Annotated in this window: 21 protein-coding genes and 1 pseudogene; 8 read left to right on the top strand and 14 right to left on the bottom strand. The window is 72.4% G+C overall.

What is annotated here, in order from left to right:
* Positions 1-84: 84 nt before the first annotated feature.
* Complete coding sequence (locus LO763_RS24590; protein ID WP_230790220.1) at positions 85-741, bottom strand: nucleoside/nucleotide kinase family protein; 657 nt, start codon at positions 739-741, stop codon at positions 85-87.
* Positions 742-976: 235 nt separating this feature from the next.
* Between LO763_RS24590 and LO763_RS24585 the strand changes: the two genes are divergently transcribed.
* From LO763_RS24585 to LO763_RS24575, 3 genes are all read left to right on the top strand, one after another.
* Positions 977-2,017 carry an NAD(P)-dependent alcohol dehydrogenase gene (locus LO763_RS24585; RefSeq protein WP_230790218.1) on the top strand — a complete coding sequence of 347 codons (1,041 nt, stop codon included), beginning with the start codon at positions 977-979 and terminating at the stop codon, positions 2,015-2,017.
* A gap of 240 nt (positions 2,018-2,257) precedes the next feature.
* On the top strand, positions 2,258-2,626 hold the full coding sequence (locus LO763_RS24580) for a PadR family transcriptional regulator (RefSeq protein ID WP_230790216.1): 369 nt from the start codon (positions 2,258-2,260) through the stop codon (positions 2,624-2,626).
* Position 2,627: 1 nt separating this feature from the next.
* The gene (locus tag LO763_RS24575) at positions 2,628-3,989 is read left to right on the top strand and encodes a permease prefix domain 1-containing protein (RefSeq protein ID WP_230790214.1); all 1,362 of its coding nucleotides are present in this window, start codon (positions 2,628-2,630) and stop codon (positions 3,987-3,989) included.
* 82 nt (positions 3,990-4,071) lie between these two features.
* Here LO763_RS24575 and LO763_RS24570 read toward each other — a convergent pair whose 3' ends face one another.
* Genes LO763_RS24570 through LO763_RS24540 form a run of 7 tightly spaced genes read right to left on the bottom strand, consistent with a single transcriptional unit; the run spans position 4,072 to position 11,766 of the window.
* The gene (locus LO763_RS24570; protein WP_230790212.1) at positions 4,072-5,073 is read right to left on the bottom strand and encodes a sugar phosphate isomerase/epimerase family protein; all 1,002 of its coding nucleotides are present in this window, start codon (positions 5,071-5,073) and stop codon (positions 4,072-4,074) included.
* Positions 5,066-5,908: a sugar phosphate isomerase/epimerase family protein gene (locus tag LO763_RS24565; RefSeq protein WP_369432078.1), complete on the bottom strand. Its 843-nt coding sequence runs from the start codon at positions 5,906-5,908 to the stop codon at positions 5,066-5,068. The genes LO763_RS24570 and LO763_RS24565 overlap by 8 nt, the downstream gene beginning before the upstream one ends.
* Entirely contained in the window at positions 5,908-7,107 is a 1,200-nt protein-coding gene (locus tag LO763_RS24560) for a substrate-binding domain-containing protein (protein ID WP_230790206.1), read from the bottom strand. The genes LO763_RS24565 and LO763_RS24560 overlap by 1 nt, the downstream gene beginning before the upstream one ends.
* Positions 7,108-7,119: 12 nt before the next feature.
* The gene (locus LO763_RS24555) at positions 7,120-8,133 is read right to left on the bottom strand and encodes an ABC transporter permease (RefSeq protein WP_230790203.1); all 1,014 of its coding nucleotides are present in this window, start codon (positions 8,131-8,133) and stop codon (positions 7,120-7,122) included.
* Positions 8,130-9,158, bottom strand: a complete 1,029-nt coding sequence (locus LO763_RS24550; RefSeq protein ID WP_230790200.1) for an ABC transporter permease — start codon at positions 9,156-9,158, stop codon at positions 8,130-8,132. The genes LO763_RS24555 and LO763_RS24550 overlap by 4 nt, the downstream gene beginning before the upstream one ends.
* Positions 9,155-10,672, bottom strand: coding sequence for a sugar ABC transporter ATP-binding protein (locus tag LO763_RS24545; RefSeq protein ID WP_230790197.1), 1,518 nt, complete (start codon positions 10,670-10,672; stop codon positions 9,155-9,157). Before LO763_RS24545 ends, LO763_RS24550 begins: the two co-directional genes overlap by 4 nt.
* Positions 10,669-11,766 carry a Gfo/Idh/MocA family protein gene (locus LO763_RS24540; RefSeq protein WP_230790193.1) on the bottom strand — a complete coding sequence of 366 codons (1,098 nt, stop codon included), beginning with the start codon at positions 11,764-11,766 and terminating at the stop codon, positions 10,669-10,671. The genes LO763_RS24545 and LO763_RS24540 overlap by 4 nt, the downstream gene beginning before the upstream one ends.
* A gap of 107 nt (positions 11,767-11,873) precedes the next feature.
* Between LO763_RS24540 and LO763_RS24535 the strand changes: the two genes are divergently transcribed.
* Entirely contained in the window at positions 11,874-13,091 is a 1,218-nt protein-coding gene (locus LO763_RS24535; protein WP_230790191.1) for an ROK family transcriptional regulator, read from the top strand.
* A gap of 2 nt (positions 13,092-13,093) precedes the next feature.
* The gene (locus LO763_RS24530) at positions 13,094-14,023 is read left to right on the top strand and encodes an aldo/keto reductase (protein WP_230790189.1); all 930 of its coding nucleotides are present in this window, start codon (positions 13,094-13,096) and stop codon (positions 14,021-14,023) included.
* A 238-nt stretch (positions 14,024-14,261) separates the two neighbouring features.
* Here the strand turns inward: LO763_RS24530 and LO763_RS30135 are convergent, their stop codons facing one another.
* Complete coding sequence (locus LO763_RS30135; RefSeq protein ID WP_230790187.1) at positions 14,262-17,543, bottom strand: DUF4132 domain-containing protein; 3,282 nt, start codon at positions 17,541-17,543, stop codon at positions 14,262-14,264.
* Positions 17,544-17,678: 135 nt separating this feature from the next.
* On the opposite strand from LO763_RS30135, the gene LO763_RS24520 reads away from it, so the two are divergent.
* Positions 17,679-18,416, top strand: a complete 738-nt coding sequence (locus LO763_RS24520) for an SDR family oxidoreductase (RefSeq protein ID WP_230790185.1) — start codon at positions 17,679-17,681, stop codon at positions 18,414-18,416.
* A gap of 11 nt (positions 18,417-18,427) precedes the next feature.
* On the opposite strand, the gene LO763_RS24515 is transcribed toward LO763_RS24520, so the two are convergent.
* A complete protein-coding gene (locus LO763_RS24515; RefSeq protein WP_230790183.1) occupies positions 18,428-18,790 on the bottom strand; it encodes a MarR family transcriptional regulator in 363 nt (120 codons plus the stop codon).
* An 80-nt stretch (positions 18,791-18,870) separates the two neighbouring features.
* On the opposite strand from LO763_RS24515, the gene LO763_RS24510 reads away from it, so the two are divergent.
* Entirely contained in the window at positions 18,871-19,275 is a 405-nt protein-coding gene (locus LO763_RS24510; RefSeq protein WP_230790182.1) for a RidA family protein, read from the top strand.
* Positions 19,276-19,389: 114 nt separating this feature from the next.
* On the opposite strand, the gene LO763_RS24505 is transcribed toward LO763_RS24510, so the two are convergent.
* The 4 genes from LO763_RS24505 to LO763_RS24490 are packed head-to-tail and all read right to left on the bottom strand — an operon-like array spanning position 19,390 to position 21,442.
* A complete protein-coding gene (locus tag LO763_RS24505; RefSeq protein ID WP_230790180.1) occupies positions 19,390-19,860 on the bottom strand; it encodes a toxin-antitoxin system YwqK family antitoxin in 471 nt (156 codons plus the stop codon).
* Positions 19,857-20,591: a YwqJ-related putative deaminase gene (locus tag LO763_RS24500; protein ID WP_230790178.1), complete on the bottom strand. Its 735-nt coding sequence runs from the start codon at positions 20,589-20,591 to the stop codon at positions 19,857-19,859. Before LO763_RS24500 ends, LO763_RS24505 begins: the two co-directional genes overlap by 4 nt.
* Positions 20,584-21,081 carry a WXG100-like domain-containing protein gene (locus LO763_RS24495; RefSeq protein WP_230790175.1) on the bottom strand — a complete coding sequence of 166 codons (498 nt, stop codon included), beginning with the start codon at positions 21,079-21,081 and terminating at the stop codon, positions 20,584-20,586. The genes LO763_RS24500 and LO763_RS24495 overlap by 8 nt, the downstream gene beginning before the upstream one ends.
* A gap of 34 nt (positions 21,082-21,115) precedes the next feature.
* A complete protein-coding gene (locus LO763_RS24490; protein WP_230790172.1) occupies positions 21,116-21,442 on the bottom strand; it encodes a WXG100 family type VII secretion target in 327 nt (108 codons plus the stop codon).
* Between the two features lie 269 nt (positions 21,443-21,711).
* Between LO763_RS24490 and LO763_RS24485 the strand changes: the two are divergent.
* Positions 21,712-21,813 (top strand): annotated as a pseudogene (locus tag LO763_RS24485) (endonuclease NucS); the annotation flags it as partial.

Genomic DNA, 21,813 nt, shown 5'->3' with positions numbered 1-21,813 from the left:
ATTCGTCGTGCCGGCGCGGACCGGCCGGCGCGGGCGAAGCGTTCGCGCACTCGCGTCAGCGCCTCCGACTGAACGGCATCGCGCTCAGGCCTGCGGGCGGCCGATGCCCAGGGCCTCGAAGTCGATCACCAGGTCGGCGCGGTCGCGCCCGGCGCGGATGCGCTCGGCGTTGCGCTCGTCCACCTCCGCCACCCACGAGCGGGCGTGCTCCGGCGACTTCCCGAACCGCTCGTGCCTCGCGATGAGCCGCTCCAGGCGCAGCGGCTCCGGCGTCTCGCAGTACCAGACCTCCGTCAGCGCCGCGCGCACCCCGGGCCACGGCCCGGTCTCGTCCAGCAGGTAGTTCCCCTCCGTGACCACGACCTCGGCCTCCGGGGGCACCGCGATCGAACCCGCTACGGGCTCCTCCACGCGCCGGTCGAACTCGGGCGCGTACACCGTCTCGTCGCGCCCCTCGGCGATCCGCTCGAGCAGCGCCCGGTACCCGGCGCCGTCGAACGTGTCGATCGCGCCCTTGCGCCCGCGCCGCCCCAACCGGACGAGCTCGGCGTTCGCGAGGTGGAAGCCGTCCATCGGGACCTGCACGGCCCGGCGGCCCGCAGGGTCGAGCGAGCGGGCGAGCCAGGCGGCGGCGGTGGTCTTGCCCGCTCCGGGGCAGCCCGCGATGCCGATGAGCACGCGCCCGCCGCCGAGCGCCTCGACGCGGTCCAGGAGCGCTTGGGGGTCGTCTGCGATGTCCACGCGCCGAACCTAGCCCACGGCCGGGCCGCCCGCCGCGGCGTCCCTCCCGGCGCCGAGCGGGCCCGCCCCACCGCGCCGCGAGCCGGCTCCGGCAGCGCCCGAACGGCCGCTCCGGCACCCGCCGCAGTGCCGCGATTCGGGCTTCGGCACCCCCGATCCGGGTTACGGTGACCTGGTCAGGAGGCCCTGCCGACTGCGGATGCGGGGTCCGTCGGCCCACCGCACGGAGGCGTCCATGAAAGCCCTGCAGTACCGCACGATCGGCGCGGCCCCCGAGGTCGTCGAGATCCCCAGGCCCGAGCCGAAGCCCGGCGAGGTCCTGCTCAAGGTCACCGCCGCCGGGGTGTGCCACTCCGACATCGCGGTCATGTCCTGGCCCGAGCAGGGCTTCCCGTACCGGCTGCCGCTCACGCTCGGCCACGAGGGCGCGGGCACCGTGGAGGCGCTCGGCGACGGCGTCGCGGGCCTGGAGATCGGCGAGTCGGTCGCCGTGTACGGCCCGTGGGGCTGCGGGCTCTGCGTCAAGTGCGCGGCGGGCGAGGAGAACTACTGCCAGAGGGCCCGCGAGCTGGACATCAACCCGCCCGGGCTGGGCGCGCCGGGCGCGATCGCCGAGTACATGATCGTCGACGACGCGCGGCACCTGGTGCCGCTGCGCGGCCTCGACCCGGTGCAGACCGTGCCGCTGACGGACGCGGGGCTCACCCCCTACCACGCGATCAAGAAGTCGCTGCCGAAGCTGGTGCCCGGCTCGACGGCGGTCGTGATCGGCACCGGCGGCCTGGGGCACGTCGCGGTGCAGGTCCTGCGGGCGATGACCGCGGCGCGGGTGGTCGCGCTGGACGTCTCGGAGGACAAGCTGGAGCTGGCCCGGAAGGTGGGCGCGCACGAGGCGGTCCTGTCGAACGCGGACGCGACCGAGAAGGTCATGGAGCTGACCGGCGGCATCGGCGCGCAGGCGGTGTTCGACTTCGTGGGCGCGGCGCCGACGGTGTCGACCGCGGGCGCGGTCGCGGCGGTGGAGTCGGACGTGACGATCGTCGGCATCGGCGGCGGGACGCTCCCGGTCGGGTTCGGGGAGCTGGCGTTCGAGGTGTCGGTGAAGGCCCCGTACTGGGGGTCGCGCGACGAGCTGGTCGAGGTGTTCGAGCTGGCGCGCAGCGGGGTGGTGGACGTGCACGTGGAGACGTTCTCGCTGGACGAGGCGCCCGAGGCCTACGAGCGGCTGCACGCGGGGACGATCAACGGCCGGGCGGTGATCCTGCCGAACGGCTGACGTCCCGAGCGTTCTCGGCCCGGTCGGACCTCCCGGCCGGGCCGTTCCGCGTCCGGGCGCGGGGGCGGCGCTCCGGCCCAGGGCCGCCGCCCGGCCGTTCGCCGAGGTGACGGCGCAGGCCGGGGGCCTGCCGCGGCCGGTCCGGGCCGCTTCGCGGGGCGCGGTTGACGATCCGGGAAACCTAGAACTATGATGCATAGAAGTTCAAGGCATAGAGGTACTAGGGTTAGGAGGCCCCCCATGCGCATCGCCAAAGACCTCGTTGCTGCCTCGTCCACCCCCCTCGTCCTCGGCATCCTCGCCGAGGAGGAGAGCTACGGGTACGCGATCCTCAAGGAGGTCAGCGACCGGTCGGGCGGGCAGCTGGAGTGGACCGAAGGGCTGCTCTACCCGCTGCTGCACCGCCTGGAGCGGACCGGGCACGTCGAGTCGAGCTGGCGCACCCCCGAGGGCGGGCGCCGCCGCAAGTACTACCGCATCACCGAGGAGGGCCGCCGCGAGCTGGCCGAGCAGCGCCGCCAGTGGGCCGCCGTCTCAGAGGCCTTGCAGGACATCTGGAAGGCCACGCGGTCGGCGTCCCCGGCCATCAGACCGGCATTGGAGGGGTGAGATGACCACGGAGACCGAACTCGAGGGCCAGATCGCCGAATGGCGCCGCTACATGCTGCGCCGCAAGGGCGTCGAACAGGCCGACGTGGACGAGCTGGAGGACCACCTGCGCGGCCGCGTCGCCGACCTGGCCGAGACGGGCCTGCGCGAGGACGAGGCGTTCCTCATCGCCGTCAAGCGCATGGGCAGCGTCGACGAGGTCTCGCGGGAGTTCGCCCGCGAGCACTCCGACCGGCTCTGGAAGCAGCTGGTGCTCACCGGCGACCCCGACTCGCCCGTCGACGCCGCCCGCCGCGGCGACCTCCTCGCGATGGTCGTCTGCGCGGCCGCGGCCGCCCTCGGCATGAAGCTCCCGGCCCTGTTCGGGCTCGAATGGGAGGGCGACCAGATCTTCTACGCCCGCAACCTGAGCCTGTTCGCCCTCGTGCCGCTGGCCGGCTACTTCGCCTGGCGGCGGCGCGTCGGCCCCCGCACCGCCGGGTCCCTGGCCGCCCTGTTCGCGCTCGGCGCCCTGGGCGCCAACGTGTACGGCCTCGACGAGGACTCGCAGTCGATCGTGCTCTCGGCCATCCACCTGCCGCTGGCGCTGTGGCTGGTCGTGGGCGTCGCCTACGCGGGCGGCGAATGGCGCTCGGCGCAGAAGCGCATGGACTTCATCCGCTTCACCGGCGAGTGGTTCATCTACCTCGTCCTCATCGGACTCGGCGGCGGCGTGCTCACCGGGTTCACCTTCGGCGTGTTCGCGGCCGTGGGCGTCGACGCCGAGCCGTTCGTCACCGGGTGGCTGCTCCCCTGCGGCGGCGTGGCCGCCGTGGTCGTGGCCGCGTGGCTCGTGGAGGCCAAGCAGAGCGTCATCGAGAACATGGCGCCGGTCCTCACCCGCGTGTTCACGCCGCTGTTCGCCCTCACGCTCGCGGCGGTGCTCGTCGCGGTCGCGGTGACCACCAACGCGATCGACGTCGAGCGCGACATGCTCATCCTGTTCGACCTGCTGCTGGTGGTCGTGCTCGGGCTGGTGCTCTACTCGATCTCGGCGCGCGACCCGCTCGCGCGGCCCGGCCCGTTCGACTGGATGCAGCTCGCCCTGGTCGTGAGCGCCCTGCTCATCGACGTCCTGGTGCTCATCGCGATCACCGGCCGCATCACCGAGTTCGGGTTCACGCCCAACAAGAGCGCGGCCCTGGGCGAGAACCTGATCCTCTTCGTCAACCTCGCCTGGACGGCCTGGCTGTACGTGTCGATCATCAAGGGCCGCAAGCGCTTCTCGACACTGGAGCGCTGGCAGACCGACTACGTGCCGGTCTACGCGGCCTGGGCGTGGATCGTGGTCCTGGCCTTCCCGCCGGTCTTCGCCTTCGCGTAGGGCCGGGCGCCCGAAAGGGAACCGCCCCGGGTCGCACTGCGTTCGAGATGCAGTGCGGCCCGGGGCAAGTCGCGCGCGGACCTCAGTCGGAGCTGAAGGCCGCGTCGAAGGAGCCCTCCGGCCGCTCGAAGTTGAGGTTCCGCACGAAGTCCACGGCCTCGGCCGCGCCCCGCAGGCGGTCCATGCCCGCGTCCTCCCACTCGATCGAGATCGGGCCCGCGTAGCCGATCGCGTTGAGCACCCGGAAGCAGTCCTCCCACGGCACGTCGCCGTGGCCCGTGGACACGAAGTCCCAGCCGCGCCGCGGGTCGCCCCACGGCAGGTGCGAGCCGAGGCGGCCGTTGCGCCCGTCGAAGCGCTTGCGGGTGTCCTTGCAGTCCACGTGGTAGATCCGGTCCCGGAAGTCCCACAGGAACGCGGCCGGGTCGATGCCCTGCCACACCATGTGGCTCGGGTCCCAGTTGAGCCCGAACGCGGTCCGGTGCCCCACGGCCTCGAGCGCGCGGTGCGTCGACCAGTAGTCGTAGGCGATCTCCGAGGGGTGCACCTCGTGCGCGAACCGGACCCCGACCTCGTCGAACACGTCCAGGATCGGGTTCCAGCGCTCGGCGAAGTCGTCGTAGCCCGCCTCGATCACCGACTCGGCCACCGGCGGGAACATCGCCACGTACTTCCACACGGCCGAGCCGGTGAAGCCGATGACGGTGTCGACGCCGAGCTTCGCCGCGGCCCGCGCGGTCGTCTTGATCTCCTCGGCGGCCCGCCGCCTGACCCCCTCGGGGTCGCCGTCGCCCCACACATGCGCGGGCACGATCGCCTGGTGGCGGTGGTCGATCGGGTCGTCGCACACGGCCTGGCCGACCAGGTGGTTCGAGATCGCCCACAGGCCCAGCCCGTGCGACTCGAGGATCGCCTTGCGCTCGGCGACGTACTCGTCGTCCTCGGCGGCGCGGCGCACGTCCAGGTGGTCGCCCCAGCAGGCGACCTCCAGGCCGTCGTAGCCCCAGCCCGAGGCGAGGCGGCACACCTCCTCGAACGGCAGGTCGGCCCACTGGCCGGTGAACAGCGTGACGGGTCTAGTCATCGTTGAGGCTCCTCAAGAAGTGCAGGCCTTCTACGGCGATGGCGTCCTGGGTCGGCGCGAGCGGCCGCCAGATCGAGGCGGCCGTCGCGATGGTGGCATTGTGCGCCGTGAACGACTCGATCGCAAGGGGTCCGGCGTAGCCGGCTTTATCGAGTGCACGCAGGATCGACGGCCAGTCGAGGTGGTCGCGGCCCGGCGCGCCCCGGTCGTTCGCGCTGACCTGGACGTGGGCGATGCGGCCCGCCGCGCGGCCGATCGCGGCCGCGATGTCCGTCTCCTCGATGTTCATGTGGTAGACGTCCAGGGCCAGCGCCGCGCCGTCCAGGCCGTCGAGCGCCTCGAGGGCCTGGTCGACGGTGTTGATCAGGCTCGTCTCGTAGCGGTTGAGCGGCTCCACCGCGACGGTCACGCCGCGGGAGGCCGCGTACTCGCACACCGGCGCGAGGCCCTCGCGCAGCTCCCGGTAGGCCGCGGCGCGGTCGTCGACGCGCCAGGTGCGCCCGACCGAGGCGTAGGCGGGCCCGGCGACGACCGCCGAGCCCACCGCGGCGGCGGCGTCCACGACGCGGCGGAGGTAGTCCCGCGTCGCGTCCACCGTCTCCTTCGGGGCCGCGACCAGTTCGCGGCCGGGCCCCATCACGAGCACCACGGTGGCGGCGAGCCCGAGTTCGCGCAGCAGGTCCGCGGCGCGGTCGGGGTCCCAGTCGCCCGGGGACTCCACGGGCAGCTCGATCGCGTCGAACCCCCAGTCGCGCACGCGGACCGCGAGCCGGGCCAGGGCCTCGTCGTCGAGCGGCGAGGCCCAGACCCAGGTGTTGACCCCTACGGGACGGATCAACGGTCGCGCCAGGCGTCGGGGAAGCCCGGCAGGTCCTCGCCGCCGAACTTGGCGTAGTGCAGCGAGGGCATGTCGGCGTTGCGCTCCAGGTAGTCGCCCAGTTCCGCCTCGGTGATCGGGTCCTGCGGGAGGACCCACTCGGACGGGACCTGCTCGCCCGCGAGGATCATCGTCGCGGCGATGACCGGGGTGCGCCACTGGAAGTTCGAGTAGACGGGGGCCAGCGCGGTCATGCCGGTCTCCTCCCACTTGCGCATGAACGACAGCTCGTCCTCGCCGGTCATGACCGGGTAGGGCTGGCCGGCGTCCTCGAACGCCTCGATCGCGGCCACGGCGCCGTCGCCGGCGTCCATCCAGATGCCGTCGACCTCGCCGCGCTCCAGGTACTGCGAGACGATGTTCTTGATCTCGGCGGCGTCGCCGCCGGTGAACTCGTTGCCGAGGATCTCCAGCTCGGAGTCACCGAAGATCTGCTCGGCGGCGGCCCAGCGGTTCTCGAGGACGTCCACGCCCGGCAGGATGCGCAGGGCGAGCACGGTCGAGCCCGGCTCCAGGTTGTCCACCAGGAACTCGGCGGCGTCGGCGCCGAAGGCGTAGCCGCCGATCGGGTGGATGAAGGTGACCGCGCAGTCGGTGTTGACGCCGCGGTCGAACACGACCACCGGGACGCCCGAGGCGCAGGCCGCCTCGACCGCGGGCGTGAGCGTCGCGGTCGTGGACGGGGAGATGATGATCGAGTCGCAGTCACCGGCGTCGATGAACGCCTGGATGTCGGAGATCTGCTGGTCGTCGTCGTCGCCGGCGTCCGAGACCCGGAACTCGCCGATCTGGCCCGACTCCTGAAGCACCTCGACCTGCTGCTGCATGGTGATCCAGCCGGTGACGCGCCACGGGTTGGAGACCGAGGCGTTCGAGAAGCACAGGGTGGCGTCGCCGCCCTCCTTCGCGTACTCGGTCGTGTCGATCCATTCGGGCTCGATCGCCTGGAGCCAGGGCGTGTTCGGGTCGCCCTCGGGCTCGATGTCGCGCTGGGCGAGCTGCTCGTCGTAGTCGGCCTGGACGAACCACTCGTCGCCGGATTCGGCGGCGGTGGTCTCCTCGTCGGGTGTGTCGGCGGGGGTGTCGGTGGTGCAGCCGGTCGCCAGCAGCAGCCCGAGGGCGGCGACCGACGCGGCGGCGAGGCGCTGTGTCTTCATGGTGTCCTTCTTCTATGAGGGAGTTGCGGTTGCCGTGGCTGTCGGGGTGGCGGGGGCCGGGGCCGGGCGGGCGCGCTGCCTGGCGGCGTAGGCGACCGCGGCGATGAGGATCGCCCCCTGCACGGTCGGCCGGAGCGTCGCGGGCAGCGCCATCTGGTTGAAGAGGGTGAAGAGGGCCTCGATGGTGAGGGCCCCGGCCATCGCGGCGAGCACCGTGCCGCGCCCGCCGCCGAGGACGACGCCGCCGAGCACGACCGCCGTGATGACGGTGAACTCCAGGCCGTCGCCCACCTGGGCGCTGACCCCGGCGTAGCCGCCGATGAGGATGCCGGCCACCGTCGCGGAGAGTCCCGAGAGGACGAACGCGGCGGTCCGGGCGGCGTCGACGCGGGCGCCCGAGAGCGCGGCGGCCCGCTCGTTGTCGCCCGAGGCCATGAGGACGCGCCCGAAGCGGGAGCGCATCAGCGCGATCGCGCCCGCGCCGAGCCCGATCATGATGAGCAGCGCCCACGGGACCTGCCCCAGGACCGGGACGTCCTCGATGCCGAAGCGCCCGGCCTGGCGGAACGCCTCCGAGAGGCTGCCGGTGGGGGCGCCGCCGGTCCACAGCCGGATGGCGCCGTACAGGACCAGGAGCATCCCGAGCGTGGTGATGAACGACTGGACCTTCAGGACGGTGGTGATGAGCCCGTTCACCAGGCCCACCGCGACGCCGAAGGCGATCATCGCGAGGATCACCGGCAGGGTGCGGGACTCCTCGCCGTCGATGAGGCGCGCGGCGATCACCACCTGGGCGCCGACGAGCGCCCCCACCGAGAGGTCGAAGTTGCCCGAGACGATCACGAAGTACTGGCCGGCGGCCAGGATCACCAGGGGCGCGGCCTGCTTGAGGAACGCCATGAGGGAGGGCCCCTCGAAGAAGCCCGGGTTCATGGCGAACACGCCCACGAGGATGAGGGCGAGCAGGATGAAGACCGTGCCGGTGGGGTTGGCGGCCTTGGCGATCAGGTCGCGGAAGCGGGTCATCGCAGCCTCCCTTCGAGGGTGAACCGGGGCCGGCGGGCGGTGCGGTCGAGCTGGCGGCGGGCGTAGAGGGCGACGGCGGTGATGATGACCGCGCCGCGCAGCACGTCCTTGGCGAACGGGTCGACCTGCATGACGTTGAAGACGGTGTCGAGCACGGCCAGGATGGCCACGCCGGCCACGGTCCCCGCGACGCCGCCGCGGCCGCCGAGGAGCAGCGTGCCGCCGAGGACGACCGCGGCGATCGCGTCGAGCTCGTACAGGTTCGTGTAGGCCTCGGCCGAGCCGGTTCCGAAGCGGGCGGCCAGGAGGAGGCCCGCGACCCCGGCGAACATGGCGCACAGGACGTGCGCGGCCAGGAGCACGCCCTTGGTGCGGATGCCGGACATGCGGGCCACGTCGACGTCGCCGCCGACGGCGTACATGTGGTGGCCGGTGCGCGTCGAGCGCAGGAACCACACGGCGGCCGCGGCGAGGACGAGCATGACCACGGTGGAGACCGGGATGAACGCGATGCGCGTGTACCCGAACTGCTGGAAGACCGCCGGGACGTCCCCGGCCGGGCCCTTGTACTGGGTGTCCAGGTAGCCCTTGAGGATCAGGCCGGTGCCGAGCGTCGCGATGAACGGGTTGACGCCCAGGACGGTGACGAACGCGCCGTTGGCCGCGCCGATGAGTCCCGAGACGAGCAGGACCAGGCCGATCGCGACCGGGATGTTCCCCGGCTGGCCGTCCATGGTGGTCGCCGCGACGAGGCTGGAGAGGGCCGCGACGTACCCGACCGACAGGTCCAGGGACCGGCACAGGATCACGAAGGTCATCCCGATGGCGAGGAACCCGGTGAGGCTGGTGCGGGTGAGCATGTCGACGAGGTTCGCGGTGGCGAAGAGGTTGCCGCCGTCGAGCGCGACGGCCGCGCCGCCGAGGGCGAGGACGCCGACGAGGGCCAGGTAGATGAGGGCGGTGGTGGAGAGGCGCCGGGCCGGGCGGCGCCCGGCCCGATCGCGCTCGGGGGCGAGGAGGGTCATGCGGGCCTCGATTCCTCGGCGCGGCGGCCGGTCGCATAGGCCATGACGTCCTGCTCCGTCGCGCCGCCGGGCAGCTCGCCCGCGATGCGGCCGTCGTGCAGGACCACGATCCGGTCGGCGAGGCCGATGACCTCGATGAGCTCGGAGGCGATGAGGAGCACCGCGAGGCCTTCGGCGGCGAGCTCGCGGATCACCGAGTACAGCTTGTGCTTGGCGCCCACGTCGATGCCGCGGGTGGGCTCGTCCAGGACGATCACGCCCGGTTCGGCCGCGAGCCACTTGGCGACCACGACCTTCTGCTGGTTGCCGCCCGAGAGGTAGCGGACCTCCTGGTCCTCGCCGCGCGCGACCAGGTCGAGGCTGGAGAGCAGGCCCGGGATGCGGTTCAGGCGCTTGCGGGAGTGGACGCGCGCGTTGGCGTCCAGGACCATGCGGGCGTTGGCGCGCACCGACTGGCGCAGCGCCAGGCCCTGGGCCTTGCGGTCCTCGGTGACGAGCGCGATCCCGGCGCCGATGGCCTTGCGGGGCCTGGTGATCCGGATCGGCTTCCCGTCGACCTTGACGGTGCCGCGGGTGAAGGGCGCGATGCCGAAGACCGCCTCGGCGATCTCGGTGCGGCCCGAGCCCTGGAGCCCGGCCAGGCCCACGATCTCCCCGGCGCGCACGTCGAGGTCGATCCCGTCGACCCAGGCGTTGCCGCCGCCGCGAACCTCCAGGCGGACCTCGCCGGCGGCGGTGCCCTCCAGGCGCTCGGGGAAGACCGCCTCGATGCGGCGGCCCACCATCGCGGTCACCAGGTCGTCGGGGGTGATGTCGGCGGTGTCGGCGCACTGCACGAGGCGGCCGTCCTTGAGGACGGTGATCCGGTCGCACAGGTCGAAGATCTCCTTGAGCCGGTGGGAGACGTAGAGGACCGAGACGCCGCGCTCCTTCAGGCGCCGCACGAGCCGGTAGAGCAGCTCGACCTCGGCGTCGGCGAGGGCGGCGGTGGGCTCGTCCATGCAGATGAGGTCCGCGCCCTGCGAGACGGCCTTGGCGATCTCGGTGATCTGCTGGTGCGCCACCGAGAGCGAGCCGACCTTCGCGGTCGGGGCGAGGTCCTCGACGCCGAGGTCGGCGAGGACCTCGGCGGTGCGCTCGGCCATGGCGCGGCGGTCGATGAGGCCGCGGCGGCGCGGCTCGCGTCCGAGGTGGACGTTCTCGGCGACGCTGAGCTCGGGCAGGAGGTTGAACTCCTGGAAGACCGAGGCGACCCCGGCGTGCTGGGCCTGGAGCGGGTGGGTGAAGGAGACCATGCGGCCGCCCGACTCGCCCGTGTTCAGTTCGACCGTGCCGGCGTCGGCGCTGTGGACGCCGGCGAGGATCTTCATCAGCGTGGACTTGCCGGCGCCGTTCTCCCCGACCAGGGCGTGGACCTCTCCCTGCTCAATGGTGAGGTCCACGCCGTGGAGGACCGGGACGCCGAGGAAGGACTTGCCGATGCCGCGCATGGACAGCAGCGGGGTCTCGCTCATGAGGGCACCTCCACCCAGGTGCGGTCCTGCGCGGAGGCGGCGACGGCCTCGGCGATGCGGGCCGCGCGCAGGCCGTCGGCGAAGACCGGCAGGCCGTCGGGGGCCTCTCCGGCGATCGCGGCGCGGGTGTCGGCGACGAACCCGTTGAAGCAGTCCTGGTAGCCCTGGGCGTGGCCGCCGGGGACGGTGACGTAGCGCGCGGCCTCGGGGCCGAGGACCTCGGCGTCGCGCAGGAGCTCGGCGTTCTGGGCCCGGCCGCCGACCCACAGGGTCTCGGGCCGCTCCTGGTCGAAGGCCACCGAGGCCTCCGATCCGGAGATCTCCAGCAGGAGCCGGTTCTTGCGCCCGGCCGAGACCTGGCTGATGACGGTGGAGCCGATCATGCCGCCGCCCGTGGCGAACTGGAGCGTCACGATGTCCTCGGTGGACACGTCGCGGCCGGAGCGGCGGCGGTTCGCCGTCGACAGCTGCGCGGAGACGGCGGTGATGCGGTCGCCGGTGACGAACTCGAGCAGGTCGCACCAGTGGGAGCCGATGTCGCCGAAGGCCCGCAGCGCCCCGCCCTTGTCGGCGTCGACGCGCCAGTTGTCGTCGCCGGGGCGCAGCAGCCAGTCCTGGAGGTAGGAGCCGTGCGCGAGGGTGAGGCGGCCGAGCCCTCCGGCGGCGACGCGGGCGCGGGCCTCGCGGACCATCGGGTGGAAGCGGTAGACGAAGGGGACCGCGGCGACCACGCCCGCCTCGGCGGCGGCCTCGGTCATGGCGCGGGCCGCGTCGACGTCGGTGGCGAGCGGCTTCTCGCACACGACGTGCTTGCCGGCGGCGACGGCCTTGAGCGCGATCTCGGCGTGCAGGTGGTTGGGGACGCAGACGTGGACGACGTCGGCGGCCTCGATGACCGCCTCGACGTCCTCGTAGACCGCTTCGGCGCGCAGCGAGGCGGCGGCGGCGCGGGCCCGCTCGGGCGACGAGCCGACGATCCCCGCGACCGATCCGCCGGCCACGGCGATGGCGTGGGAGTGCACCCGCCCCATGAAGCCGGTGCCGATGATCCCGGCCCGATAGGTCGTCGACCGAGTGTCCGTGACGTAAGCCATATGACGACGGTAAGGCAGACTTATGTCGAAGCACAAGCAAAAGTTGTTCGTGTTATGAAACAGTTATGTCACCGAGTCAACAAAACCGATGTGCTTCACTAGTTGCTGTGACGGATGACCCTGACGCGAGGCGCAAACCGGTCGCCGGGGCCGCGACCGGCGCCGGGACCCTGCTCCAGCTGCTGCGCGACGGCGTCCCGCGCACCCGGTCCGAGCTCTCGGCGATCACCGGGCTCGCGCGCTCCACCGTCACCGCCCGGATCGACGCGCTCCTGGCCGCCGAGCTCATCGCGCCCAGCGGCGAGACCGCCTCCACCGGCGGCAGGCCCCCCGCGACGTTCGCGTTCAACCCCGCCGCGCGCATCGTCCTCGGCGCCGACCTCGGCGCCACCCACGCGCGCCTGGCCGTCACCGACCTCGCCGGGAACGTCCTCGCCGCCGTCAACGCCGACCTCGACATCGCATTGGGGCCCAAGGCGGTCCTGGACTGGACCGTCGAGCACGGGCAGCGGCTCCTCGCCGAGGTCGACCGGCCGCTCGCCGACCTCATCGGCATCGGCGTCGGCCTGCCCGGGCCCGTCGAGCACTCCGCGGGCCGGGCCGTGAACCCGCCGATCATGCCCGGCTGGGACGGCTTCGACGTCCCCGCCTACGTGCGCGAGCGCCTCCCCGTCCCGGTCCTGGTCGACAACGACGTGAACATCATGGCCCTCGGCGAGCACTTCACCGCCTGGCCCGAGTACGAGCACCTGCTGTTCATCAAGGCCGCCACCGGCATCGGCTGCGGCATCATCGCCTCCGGGCAGGTCTACCGGGGCGCGCAGGGCGCGGCCGGGGACATGGGGCACATCCAGGTCGCCGGGGCCGGCGACACCCACTGCCGCTGCGGCAACACCGGCTGCCTCGAGGCGGTCGCCTCCGGCGGGGCCATCGCCGCGAAGCTCACCGCCGAGGGCATCCCCGCGGGCGGCTCGCTCGACGTGGTCGAGCTCGCCCGCTCGGGCTCGGTCCCCGCGCTGCGGCTGGTCCGCCAGGCGGGCAGGGACATCGGCGAGGTCCTCGCCGGGGCCGTGAACTTCTTCAACCCGTCGATCATCGTCATCGGCGGCTCGCTCGCCCTCGCCGGCGACCACCTCATCGCGGGCGTCCGCGAAGTGATCTACCAGCGGTCCCTGCCGCTGGCGACCAGGCACCTGCGCATCGCGGCCGCCCGCACCGGCGAGTCCAGCGGCGCGATCGGCGCGGGCGTCATGGTCATCGAGCACGCGCTCGACCCCGTCCGCCTCGACGCGGCCTCGGGCGAACTTCTCAGAACGAACGGATGATCATGCAGCGCAACACCCTCGGCAAGACCGGACTCGAAGTGACCCCGCTGTGCTTCGGCACCAGCACCCTCGCCGGGTTCACGGAGACCTACGGGTACGACGTGGACGACGAGCGCGCGGTCGAGACGGTCCTCGCGGTCTTCGACAGCGAGGTGAACTACCTCGACACCGGCAACAACTACGGCGAGGACGGGCTCGCGGAGCGCCGCATCGGCGAGGCCGTCCGCCGCCGCGGCGGGCTCCCGGAGGGCTTCGTCCTCCAGACCAAGGTGGACGCCGACCCGAAGACCGGGGACTACTCCGGGGCGCGCGTGCGCCGGTCCCTCGAGGAGAGCCTGGAGCGCCTGAACCTCGACCGCGTCCCGATCCTGGCCCTCCACGACCCGGAGTTCATGTCCCAGGACGGCTTCGCCCCGGGCGGCGCCTTGGAGGCGCTCGTCGCGATCCGCGACGAGGGCCTGGTGGACCACCTCGCCGTGGCCGCCGGGGACGTGGCCGTCACGCAGCGGTACCTGGACACCGGCGAGTTCGCCCTGGTCCTCAACCACAACCGCTACACGCTGCTCAACCGCGAGGCCGAGGGCCTGTTCGAGCGCGCCCGCGCCGCGGGCCTCGGCGTCCTCAACGCCGCCCCGTACGGCGGCGGGATGCTCGCGAAAGGCCCCGCGCAGCAGCCGAAGTACTGCTACGGCGAGCGCGACGGGGCGTTCGCGGCCGCGGCCGCCGCGATGGGCGAGGCCTGCGAGCGGGCGGGCGTGCCCCTGATCGCGGCGGCCCTCCAGTTCTCGACCCGGTCCCCGCTCGTGGACTCCACGGTGGTCGGCGTCTCGAAGCCCGAGCGGGTGCGCCAGACCCTCGACCTCCTCGCCGTCGAGATCCCCGAGTCCCTGTGGGAGGAGCTCGAGTCGCTGGCGCCCGACGCGCGGATCTAGGTCCCTGGCGGCCGCTTTCCCGTCGGCCGGCCGCCGCGCGGCGGCCGGCCGAGGACCCGCGTCGCCGGCGCTCCGGAGACGACACCGGTATCGGGAGCGCCTGCCGCCTGGCAACCTGAAACGACCGACTCGGATGCCGACTTCGCCGGGGGTTCGTCGACGCCCCCTGCGGCGGCGCCGCTGTGGAGCGGCGCGATGCCGAAGCGGCTCCCGGGCGAGGGCCCGGGAGCCGCGGCGCTCACGCGGTGCGGGTCAGCCTCGCGACGACGCCCAGCGCCTCCGAGAGCACGACCGGGTCGATCCCCTTCCGGGGCAGGGCGATCGCGATCTCCAGGGTCTGGTCCCCGCCCGGGTCGTAGCCGGGGTAGACGCCCGGCGAGGGGTGCAGCGTCAGGTGGCCGCCCTCGGGGAACTCCAGGAAGACGTCGCCGTAGGCGCTCCTGCCCGGCGGGCTCCCGTACTTCCAGCCGCGCTTGAGCAGGCCCACGATCGCGCCCGCGCCGACCTTCCCGTGCTCGAACCGGGCGAGGCGCCCGGACTCGCGCTCCTCATCGGTCAACGCGTACACCGTCCGGGCCAGCTGGTCGAACGGCTGGAGGATCTCGTAGTCGGCCAGGACCGTGGACCACTCCTCCACTTCGGAGCCCAGCGAGAACGGGTGGGCGAGGCGGACCGCGGCGTCCTCGGGGAGGTCGAACGGCTCGTCCTCGGCGTCGGCGAGGGTGCGGTCCTCGGCGAGGCGGAACGACCGGAGGCCCGCCGCGGTCTCGGCCTGCCACACCAGGCGGCTCGAGAGGTGCCACACCAGCGGGTGGTCGACCAGGTAGGTGCGGAACTCGGCGGCGGTCCAGGTCCGCCCGGCGACCATCGCGGCCTCGAGGCGCTTGACCTGCTCGGCCGAGGTCGCCTTGAGCTCCTTGCGCAGCAGGGCGAACCGCTCGTACGCGGGCTGGGCGAGCTCGGGGTCGTCCTTCGCGTTCGGCTTGGGCGCGCTCGCGCGGCGCTTGCCCGCCTCGTCCACGACGTACGGCTTCAGGCCCTCGTCGAAGCGGATCGTGAACCGCCTCGGGCCGTAGTCGAGGACGGTGGCGTCCTCGGCGTCCAGGCCGAAGTCGGGCACGAGGCGGTCGGCGAGCTGCTCGAGGCTCAGCTCCAGGCGCTCGGCGATGACCTCGATCTGCTCGGTCGCGGTCTTCTTGAGCGCCTTGAACTTCGCCTTCTGCGCCAGCGTGTGCACGGCGCGCAGCGCCGCCTCCGAGCCGGTCGCGCCGAGGATCTCCAGGCCCCGGACGGCCCTGCGGCTCTGGCTCTGGCCGGGCCATTCGCTCACCAGCGCGGTCAGGCGCCGCACCGTGCCGTCGTCGGCGAAGCGGCGCAGCTGGTCCATGGCCCAGGCGTCCTTGGTGGGCGCCCCGGCCGCGAGCCACAGTTCGAACAGGCCCCAGGAGAACGCGGTGAGCGACGCGGGTTCGCACTCGGCGACGAGGAGGTCCGCGCCCGGATAGAGGCGTTCGGCGTCGTCGAGGGCGAGCGCGGTCAGGAGCGTGCGGACCGCGGCGTCGGGCAGGGCGTCGCCGGAGTCCTTGAGCCGCACCTGCGGCAGCATCTCCGGGTCGGCCCAGGCGCCGGGCTTGGGCAGGCGCGCCAGCTGCGGGTCCAGCGGGTCGGCGTCGAGGATCGCGGTGACGGCCGCGGCGGCCTCGGGGCCGTAGGCGGCGGCCCGCTCGTCCACTGCGGTGCGGTGCCCGTTCGCGAGGTGCCGGAGCGCGTCGGCGGCGGCGCGGCGGCGCTTGGCGTCCTTGCCGACCGCGTCGGGGATCAGGAACGCGGCGGCGTCCGCAGGGTGGCGGTCGAACCAGGCCCTCGCGTCGGCGCGTTCGGTGCGGGACCGGGAGAGCCAGACGGCGTTCGACCTGGCCGCCTCGAGGTTCACGACGGGCAGCAGCACGCTTCGGGACGAGGTCTTGGACTTCACGGCGGTCAGCAGCTTCGCCACGGCGTCCTGGCCGTAGCGGGCGAGGATCGCCTTGATCGTCTCGGGCGCCGCGTCGTGGCCCGAGCCGTTCCAGATCGGCAGGGCCTTCACGGTGCGCTCCTCGGGCCCGTAGGCGAGGTACTCGGGGAACAGGCCGTGGTCGGGCGCGGGGTCCCGGTCCCGGTAGATGCGGGACCAGCACATCGGGTTGCGGAAGTACGTCTCCCTTTCGAGGCCCTGCATCCAGGCCTCGCGTTCGCCGGGAGCCCAGCGGATCTCGTCGACCGCCGGCGGTTCGAGCCCCGTGACGGGCTTCGGCTTGGCGGCCTTGGCGAACGGGGCCCACGGCGGGGTCGCGAACACCGGCGGGACCTCGGCGGCCACGGCACGGCGGCGGGTCGCGGACAGGAGCGCCTCGACGCGTTCGCGGTCGGCCGCGTCCAGCGCGTCGAGGCGTTCCAGCAGGCCGTTCGCGCGGGCGAACCCGGCCAAGCGGGCCTTCTCGGCGGGGTCGGCGGCGGGCGCGATCGCGGCTGCGGCGCGCAGGGCCCTCGTCGGGAACCGCCGCACGGCCTCGCGGGCGGCGGTGAACGCCGACGGGTCGGTCAAGCGGTCGAGGAGGTAGCCCAGGGCCTCGTCGGAGGGCAGGCGGCCGATGGCGTCGAACGCGACCCGGCGGAGCTCCGCGGACGGCTTCTCCTGGTGTTCGAGGGTGTTCACCAGGACCGGGAGGGCGTCGGCGCCGAGCGCGTCCACGAGCCGGGCGACGTGCTCGGTGCCGGAGTAGTAGTCCGACAGGCGCTGCACGCCGCCGCGGTCGCGGTGCGCCGCGGTCGAGGCCACGGACCAGATCAGGTCGCCTTCCGCGGCCCAGTGGGTGGCGGCGTGGAGGTCGCAGGCCTCGGCGGCCCACGCCTCCTGCTCGGGCATGAGCACGGCGCTGACGAACCGCTTCGCGTCGCTGGTGCGGCGCGCTGACACCGCCTCGCGGACCGCGGCGTACTCGGACTCGGGCAGGGCCGCGAGGATCGAGCGCAGCGGGCCGAACCTGTCGGGGAGCTCGCGCATGCGCACGAGCGCCTGGACCTCCAGGTCGTCGATGCTCGCGTGCGGAGGCCAGTTCGACCGGCCCTCGCGCCAGTAGACGCTGTGGCCCAGCTGCTCCATGAGGGCCTCGGCGGCGAAGACGACACCGTGCTCGGTGATCCAGGCGTCCAGGCCGATGCGATGGATCTCGGCGCGCTCGCCGTGGTAGCAGCGGGCCAGGAGGACCAGGGCGAGGCCGGCGGCGAGCGGGTCGGCCTTCCCGGCGATCCCGTCGCGGAGGAGCGCCGCGTCCGCGGGGTCCTCGAACACCTCGAGCGGGCGTTCGAGGTTCTTGCGGCTGTCGCGGAAGTACTTCCGGAGCCGTTCGGGGGCATCGGGGTCGACCTCGACGGGGCGGGCGCTCCCGCGGGAGCGCCAGTCGAACGTGTGCTCGCGCCAGGCGTCGGGGAAGTCGACGCGGTCTTCGTCGAGCGGCGATGAGGAGTCATTCGGGTTCACGGGGACGAGCATAGGGACGGGGTGCGACACCGCGAGAAATCCGTCCCATTCACCGGGCGGGCCGCCCTCGGCGGGCCGGGCGGCTGGAATGCTTGCAGCCGCGCACGGCACCCGCCGTCGGAACGGAGGAACACCATGGAAACCGCACTCGTCACCGGCGCCTCGCGCGGCCTCGGGGCCGCCATCGCCGAGCGGCTCGCCGCCGACGGCTTCGCCGTGGCCGTCAACTACGCCTCCAGCAGCGCCGGGGCCGAGCAGGTCGTGGCCCGCATCCGCGAAGCGGGCGGCACCGCCGGGGCGTTCCAGGCGGATGTCACCGACGAGGCGGCCGTGGCCGCCCTGTTCGAAGAGGTCCGCGGCGCCCTCGGCCCCGTGACCGTGGTCGTGGCGAACGCCACCGGACCGCAGCCGGAGATCCCCGCCGACCAGGTGGCCTGGCGCGACCACCTCGACCAGCTGGAGTTCTTCGTCAAGAGCCCCACGCTGCTGCTCCAGGCCGCGCTGCCGGACATGCGCGCCGCGCGGCGGGGCCGGATGATCCAGATCGGCTCGGACGTGTTCGAGCGCGCGCTGCCGCACATGTCCGCGTACACCGCCGCGAAGGGCGCGCAGTGGGGCCTGACCCGGGTGTGGGCGAGCGAGTTCGGGGCCCATGGGGTCACCGTGAACCTGGTCGCGCCCGGCTGGATCCCGGTGGAGCGACACGGCGAGCTGACCGACGCGGACCTGGCGGGCTACCTCGAGGACCTTCCCTTGGGGCGCATCGGAGTCCCCGCCGACGTGGCGGCGGCGGTGGCCTACCTCGCCTCGGACGACGCGGCGTTCATCACCGGCCAGCGCCTCACCGTCAACGGCGGCCACAACATGGACTAGCGCCCAGAGTCCTAGCCCTCCTCGACCTCGGCGAGGATCGCGTTCAGCGCCTCGGCCATCTCCCGGCAGGCCTTGCGGCCCGCCTCGGTGATGACGCAGTAGGCGCCGCGGTTGTCGTCGGCGCACAAGTCGCGGTAGGCGAGGCCCTCCGCCTCCAGGCGCGGGACCATCCGCGTCACCGAGCTCTGGTTCACGCCGAGGGCCCGGGCGAGCTCCTGCATCCGCAGCTCGCCCGCCTCGGCGGCGGCCACGGCGCGCAGCGCCCGGTAGTCGAGCATCCCCAGGCCGAACCGCCGCTTCAGGCCGTCCGCGAGGCGCTTGTCGATCCGGGCGCGGTGCTCGGCGGTCGCCAGCCAGGTCTCGATCGTTGCCATCGCCCAACCTTAGTGATATGTTCTTGCTTGCGCAAACAAAATTTGCTTGCGCAAGCAACTAAATCCTCAAGGAGACCACCATGCCAGCACACATCACCGCGGTCGACGTCGAACCCGACTGGTACGAGCCCTACGCCATCAGCCAGGCGCTGCGCGCCGGCGACACCGTCTACGTGTCCGGCCAGGCCGGCATCGACCACGAGGGGGGCACCGTCTCGGAGGACTTCGAGGACCAGATGCGCCAGGCCGTCGCCAACCTCGAGTACGTGCTGGCCGCGGCGGGAGGGACGCTGCGCGACCTGGTGAAGGTCACCATCATGGTCACCGACATGGCTCACCTCGACACCATCACGAAGCTCCGCCGCGAGCTGTTCGCGAAGCCCTACCCCGCCGACACGCTCATGCAGGTGGCCGCGCTGGCCTCGCCCGAGTGGAAGGTCGAGATCGACGGCGTCGCGGTGCTGGCGGGCGACCGGTCGGCCTGAGCCGCCGCAGGCCCGGCGGGCGGGGGCCGGTTCGTCGCCGACCGGCCCTCCGTCCTTCGGGCGCAGGCGGGTCCGCCCGAGCGGGCACTTCAGACGATGCCGCGGCCCGGGCCCTCAGTGCTTGGAGAGGTCCGCGGCGTCCTCGGGGCCGCGGAGCGGGGGCAGCGGGTTCTTGCTCCCCAGGATGTCGATCAGCTCCGGCTGCCCGTGCACGGGCTCAGGACGGTCGGTCGACAGGACGGTGGACCCGTCGAAGTCGAACCGCACGATCCAGATCGGGTACCCGTACCGGTAGCCGGTGGCCGTCGCCAAGGTCCCGTCCTGCCGGAACTCCCGGGTGATCCCGTGCAGGTGGTTGCCCTGGTACCACTCCTCCTCGATGAGGTCGCCGTCGGGCGAGATCTGGCCGCTGGGGCCGTCGAGCCAGCCGTCCCGGTAGCTCTGGAACTCGTAGACGCCGCCGTCCAGCGTCTCCCCGATGAAGCCGGTGAAGCGCTCCTGGCCGCGCCAGGAGCACTGGTCCCGGTCGACGCGGACCTCCTCGTCGGGCACCGACAGCGCGATGGGGTCGTAACTCGGTCTCATACGGAGAAATCACCATTCCAGCTCTCGTCCACCCGGTGGCTGCCCGCGCCGTCGGACTCCCAGCCGGCCTTGGAGCCGTGGGCGCCGTCGCACATCTGCGTGCAGTTGCCGCAGCAGCGCATCGAGTCCTTGGACTTCGGGTTCCCATTGTGGATCATGAAGTCTTCCATGAACGGCTCGCGGCCGTCCGCTCGCGCGTCCTTGAGCGCCTGGTTCGTCGCCCGGGTCTCCGAGTGCGTGCCCGGAGCGCCGTGCCTGCCCTGGTCCTCCTGGAGCTTCCAGAACGGCCCGTCCTTGTCGAGGGACTTGTTGTACCGCTCGCGCAGGATCGGGTCCAGGTCGTCGGGGTTCATGTTCCACTTGTCCCGCTTGTGGACGTTGTGATCGTAGTAGACCCGCCCCGACTGCCGGTCCCACACGGCGCTGACGCACGGCGTCCGCTGCTTGTTGCTCCAGCCGCGGGGGTTCTCGTCGATGAACTCGTTCCAGCGCTCCTTGAGCCGCTCGTGGTCCCTGTTCCTGTCGCCGGAGGGCTCCATGTAGTCCCATCGGCGGGGCTTGGGCTCCCTGCCGATGTCGTCGAGCTTGTTCTCGAGGTTCCGCACGTCCGGATCGGGGTGCTCGGACCGGCCGCGGGGCTCGGGCTTGCGGAACACGCCGTCGACGTTGACGACCTTGTTGATGATGGTGCTCTGCGCTTTCGAGCCCGACTTCGGTCCCGACTTAGGCATGCTTCATCACCGCGTTCAGCGCCTGGTCCAGGAGCTGGTCGATGACCAGCCCCGCGATCTGCTTGAAGATCGGGATCTGCGCCAGCGAGGCCCCGAACGTGACCGGCGCCGTCGCGATGGCCCACGCGATCTGCACCGCCAGCACCGCGAGCTGCACGATCACCGCGATCTTCAGCGCCAGGATGACGCCGGCGGTGATCGTCAGGCCGATGTTGATCTCGTTGGACGGATCGCCGATGTCGGCGATGTTCTTCACCGCCGACTTCTCGTCCTCCCAATGGGCCTGGAAGGCGTCGATGTCGCCTCCGGCGTTGTTCTCGATCAGCGTCCTGGACGCCGCGCTGAGCGACTCGACCCGACCGGAGATCTGATCGGCCATGCCGGTCCACTCCCCGGCGAGGTTGAAGATCTTCTCCTCGTCGGACTCGGGCCAGTCGTATCCGAGCACGCCCAGCAGGGTGATCAACTCGGAGGGCAGCTGCATGCCCATCTGGGGGACTCCTTCGTGTCCGGGTCGAGGCCGGTCAGGCCTTGAGCCCACCTTGGAGGGACTTGAAGACCTCGGCGATGTCGCCGTCGGCGGCCTCGTGCTCGTCGGCCATCTCGCGGATGTCCTGCGCGTACGCGGTGAGCGCCTCGATGTTGGAGGTGAAGCACTCGGTCGCGGTGGTCACGCACTCCTCGTGCGCGGGACCCGCCAGCGAGCCGATCATGTCGCCGCCGAAGCCGTCGGCGAACTGCTGGAGTGCGGCGGTGAACTGGTCGAGGAGCGCCTGGACCTCGTCGCGGGCCGCCTCGATCTCATCGGCCGACTGGCGCATCGTCTCAGGGGTGATGTTCAGACCCGACATGGTCGCCTGCCTCCGCGGATTCGGTCCATGGGGCCGCCGGTCGCGGCCCGCCTCTGAGTGAACTGCCGGGGGCCGGCGCCGACCAGGGCCTTGCGGCACGACTCGCGCACCGCGACGACCTGGTCTTCTCCGAATGTTCAGATACCCCCGTTCCGACACGATACCGGAGGAATGCGAACGAGAACCGAGCAGTGCTCGCCACCTCCCGGCTCGCTTCAGCGCCATGAACGCGCGGAAGACTCGCGCCGAGGCGGCGGCAGGTGCTTGCCATGCGTTTGCCGGCGGCTTGTTGCCAGGTCGACTGCACAGGGCGGCTTTCCGCCCGCCTGCCCATGGCCACCCGGCTGATCATCTGGAAGGCGGACGGATCA

Origin of the sequence: Glycomyces amatae, from assembly GCF_020991375.1 — a bacterium.
Lineage (GTDB): Bacteria > Actinomycetota > Actinomycetes > Mycobacteriales > Micromonosporaceae > Glycomyces > Glycomyces amatae.
Note: the sequence above shows the minus strand (reverse complement) of the source record. Positions and strands in the feature narration are given on the sequence as shown.

Bases quoted from the DNA above. Each gene is read 5' to 3' on its own strand.
- LO763_RS24585 (WP_230790218.1), top strand. From the start codon at position 977: ATGAAAGCCCTGCAGTACCGCACGATCGGCGCGGCCCCCGAGGTCGTC.
- LO763_RS24580 (WP_230790216.1), top strand. From the start codon at position 2,258: ATGCGCATCGCCAAAGACCTCGTTGCTGCCTCGTCCACCCCCCTCGTC.
- LO763_RS24575 (WP_230790214.1), top strand. From the start codon at position 2,628: ATGACCACGGAGACCGAACTCGAGGGCCAGATCGCCGAATGGCGCCGC.
- LO763_RS24570 (WP_230790212.1), bottom strand. From the start codon at position 5,073: ATGACTAGACCCGTCACGCTGTTCACCGGCCAGTGGGCCGACCTGCCG.
- LO763_RS24560 (WP_230790206.1), bottom strand. From the start codon at position 7,107: ATGAAGACACAGCGCCTCGCCGCCGCGTCGGTCGCCGCCCTCGGGCTG.
- LO763_RS24555 (WP_230790203.1), bottom strand. From the start codon at position 8,133: ATGACCCGCTTCCGCGACCTGATCGCCAAGGCCGCCAACCCCACCGGC.
- LO763_RS24550 (WP_230790200.1), bottom strand. From the start codon at position 9,158: ATGACCCTCCTCGCCCCCGAGCGCGATCGGGCCGGGCGCCGCCCGGCC.
- LO763_RS24545 (WP_230790197.1), bottom strand. From the start codon at position 10,672: ATGAGCGAGACCCCGCTGCTGTCCATGCGCGGCATCGGCAAGTCCTTC.
- LO763_RS24540 (WP_230790193.1), bottom strand. From the start codon at position 11,766: ATGGCTTACGTCACGGACACTCGGTCGACGACCTATCGGGCCGGGATC.
- LO763_RS24530 (WP_230790189.1), top strand. From the start codon at position 13,094: ATGCAGCGCAACACCCTCGGCAAGACCGGACTCGAAGTGACCCCGCTG.
- LO763_RS24520 (WP_230790185.1), top strand. From the start codon at position 17,679: ATGGAAACCGCACTCGTCACCGGCGCCTCGCGCGGCCTCGGGGCCGCC.
- LO763_RS24515 (WP_230790183.1), bottom strand. From the start codon at position 18,790: ATGGCAACGATCGAGACCTGGCTGGCGACCGCCGAGCACCGCGCCCGG.
- LO763_RS24510 (WP_230790182.1), top strand. From the start codon at position 18,871: ATGCCAGCACACATCACCGCGGTCGACGTCGAACCCGACTGGTACGAG.
- LO763_RS24505 (WP_230790180.1), bottom strand. From the start codon at position 19,860: ATGAGACCGAGTTACGACCCCATCGCGCTGTCGGTGCCCGACGAGGAG.
- LO763_RS24500 (WP_230790178.1), bottom strand. From the start codon at position 20,591: ATGCCTAAGTCGGGACCGAAGTCGGGCTCGAAAGCGCAGAGCACCATC.
- LO763_RS24495 (WP_230790175.1), bottom strand. From the start codon at position 21,081: ATGGGCATGCAGCTGCCCTCCGAGTTGATCACCCTGCTGGGCGTGCTC.
- LO763_RS24490 (WP_230790172.1), bottom strand. From the start codon at position 21,442: ATGTCGGGTCTGAACATCACCCCTGAGACGATGCGCCAGTCGGCCGAT.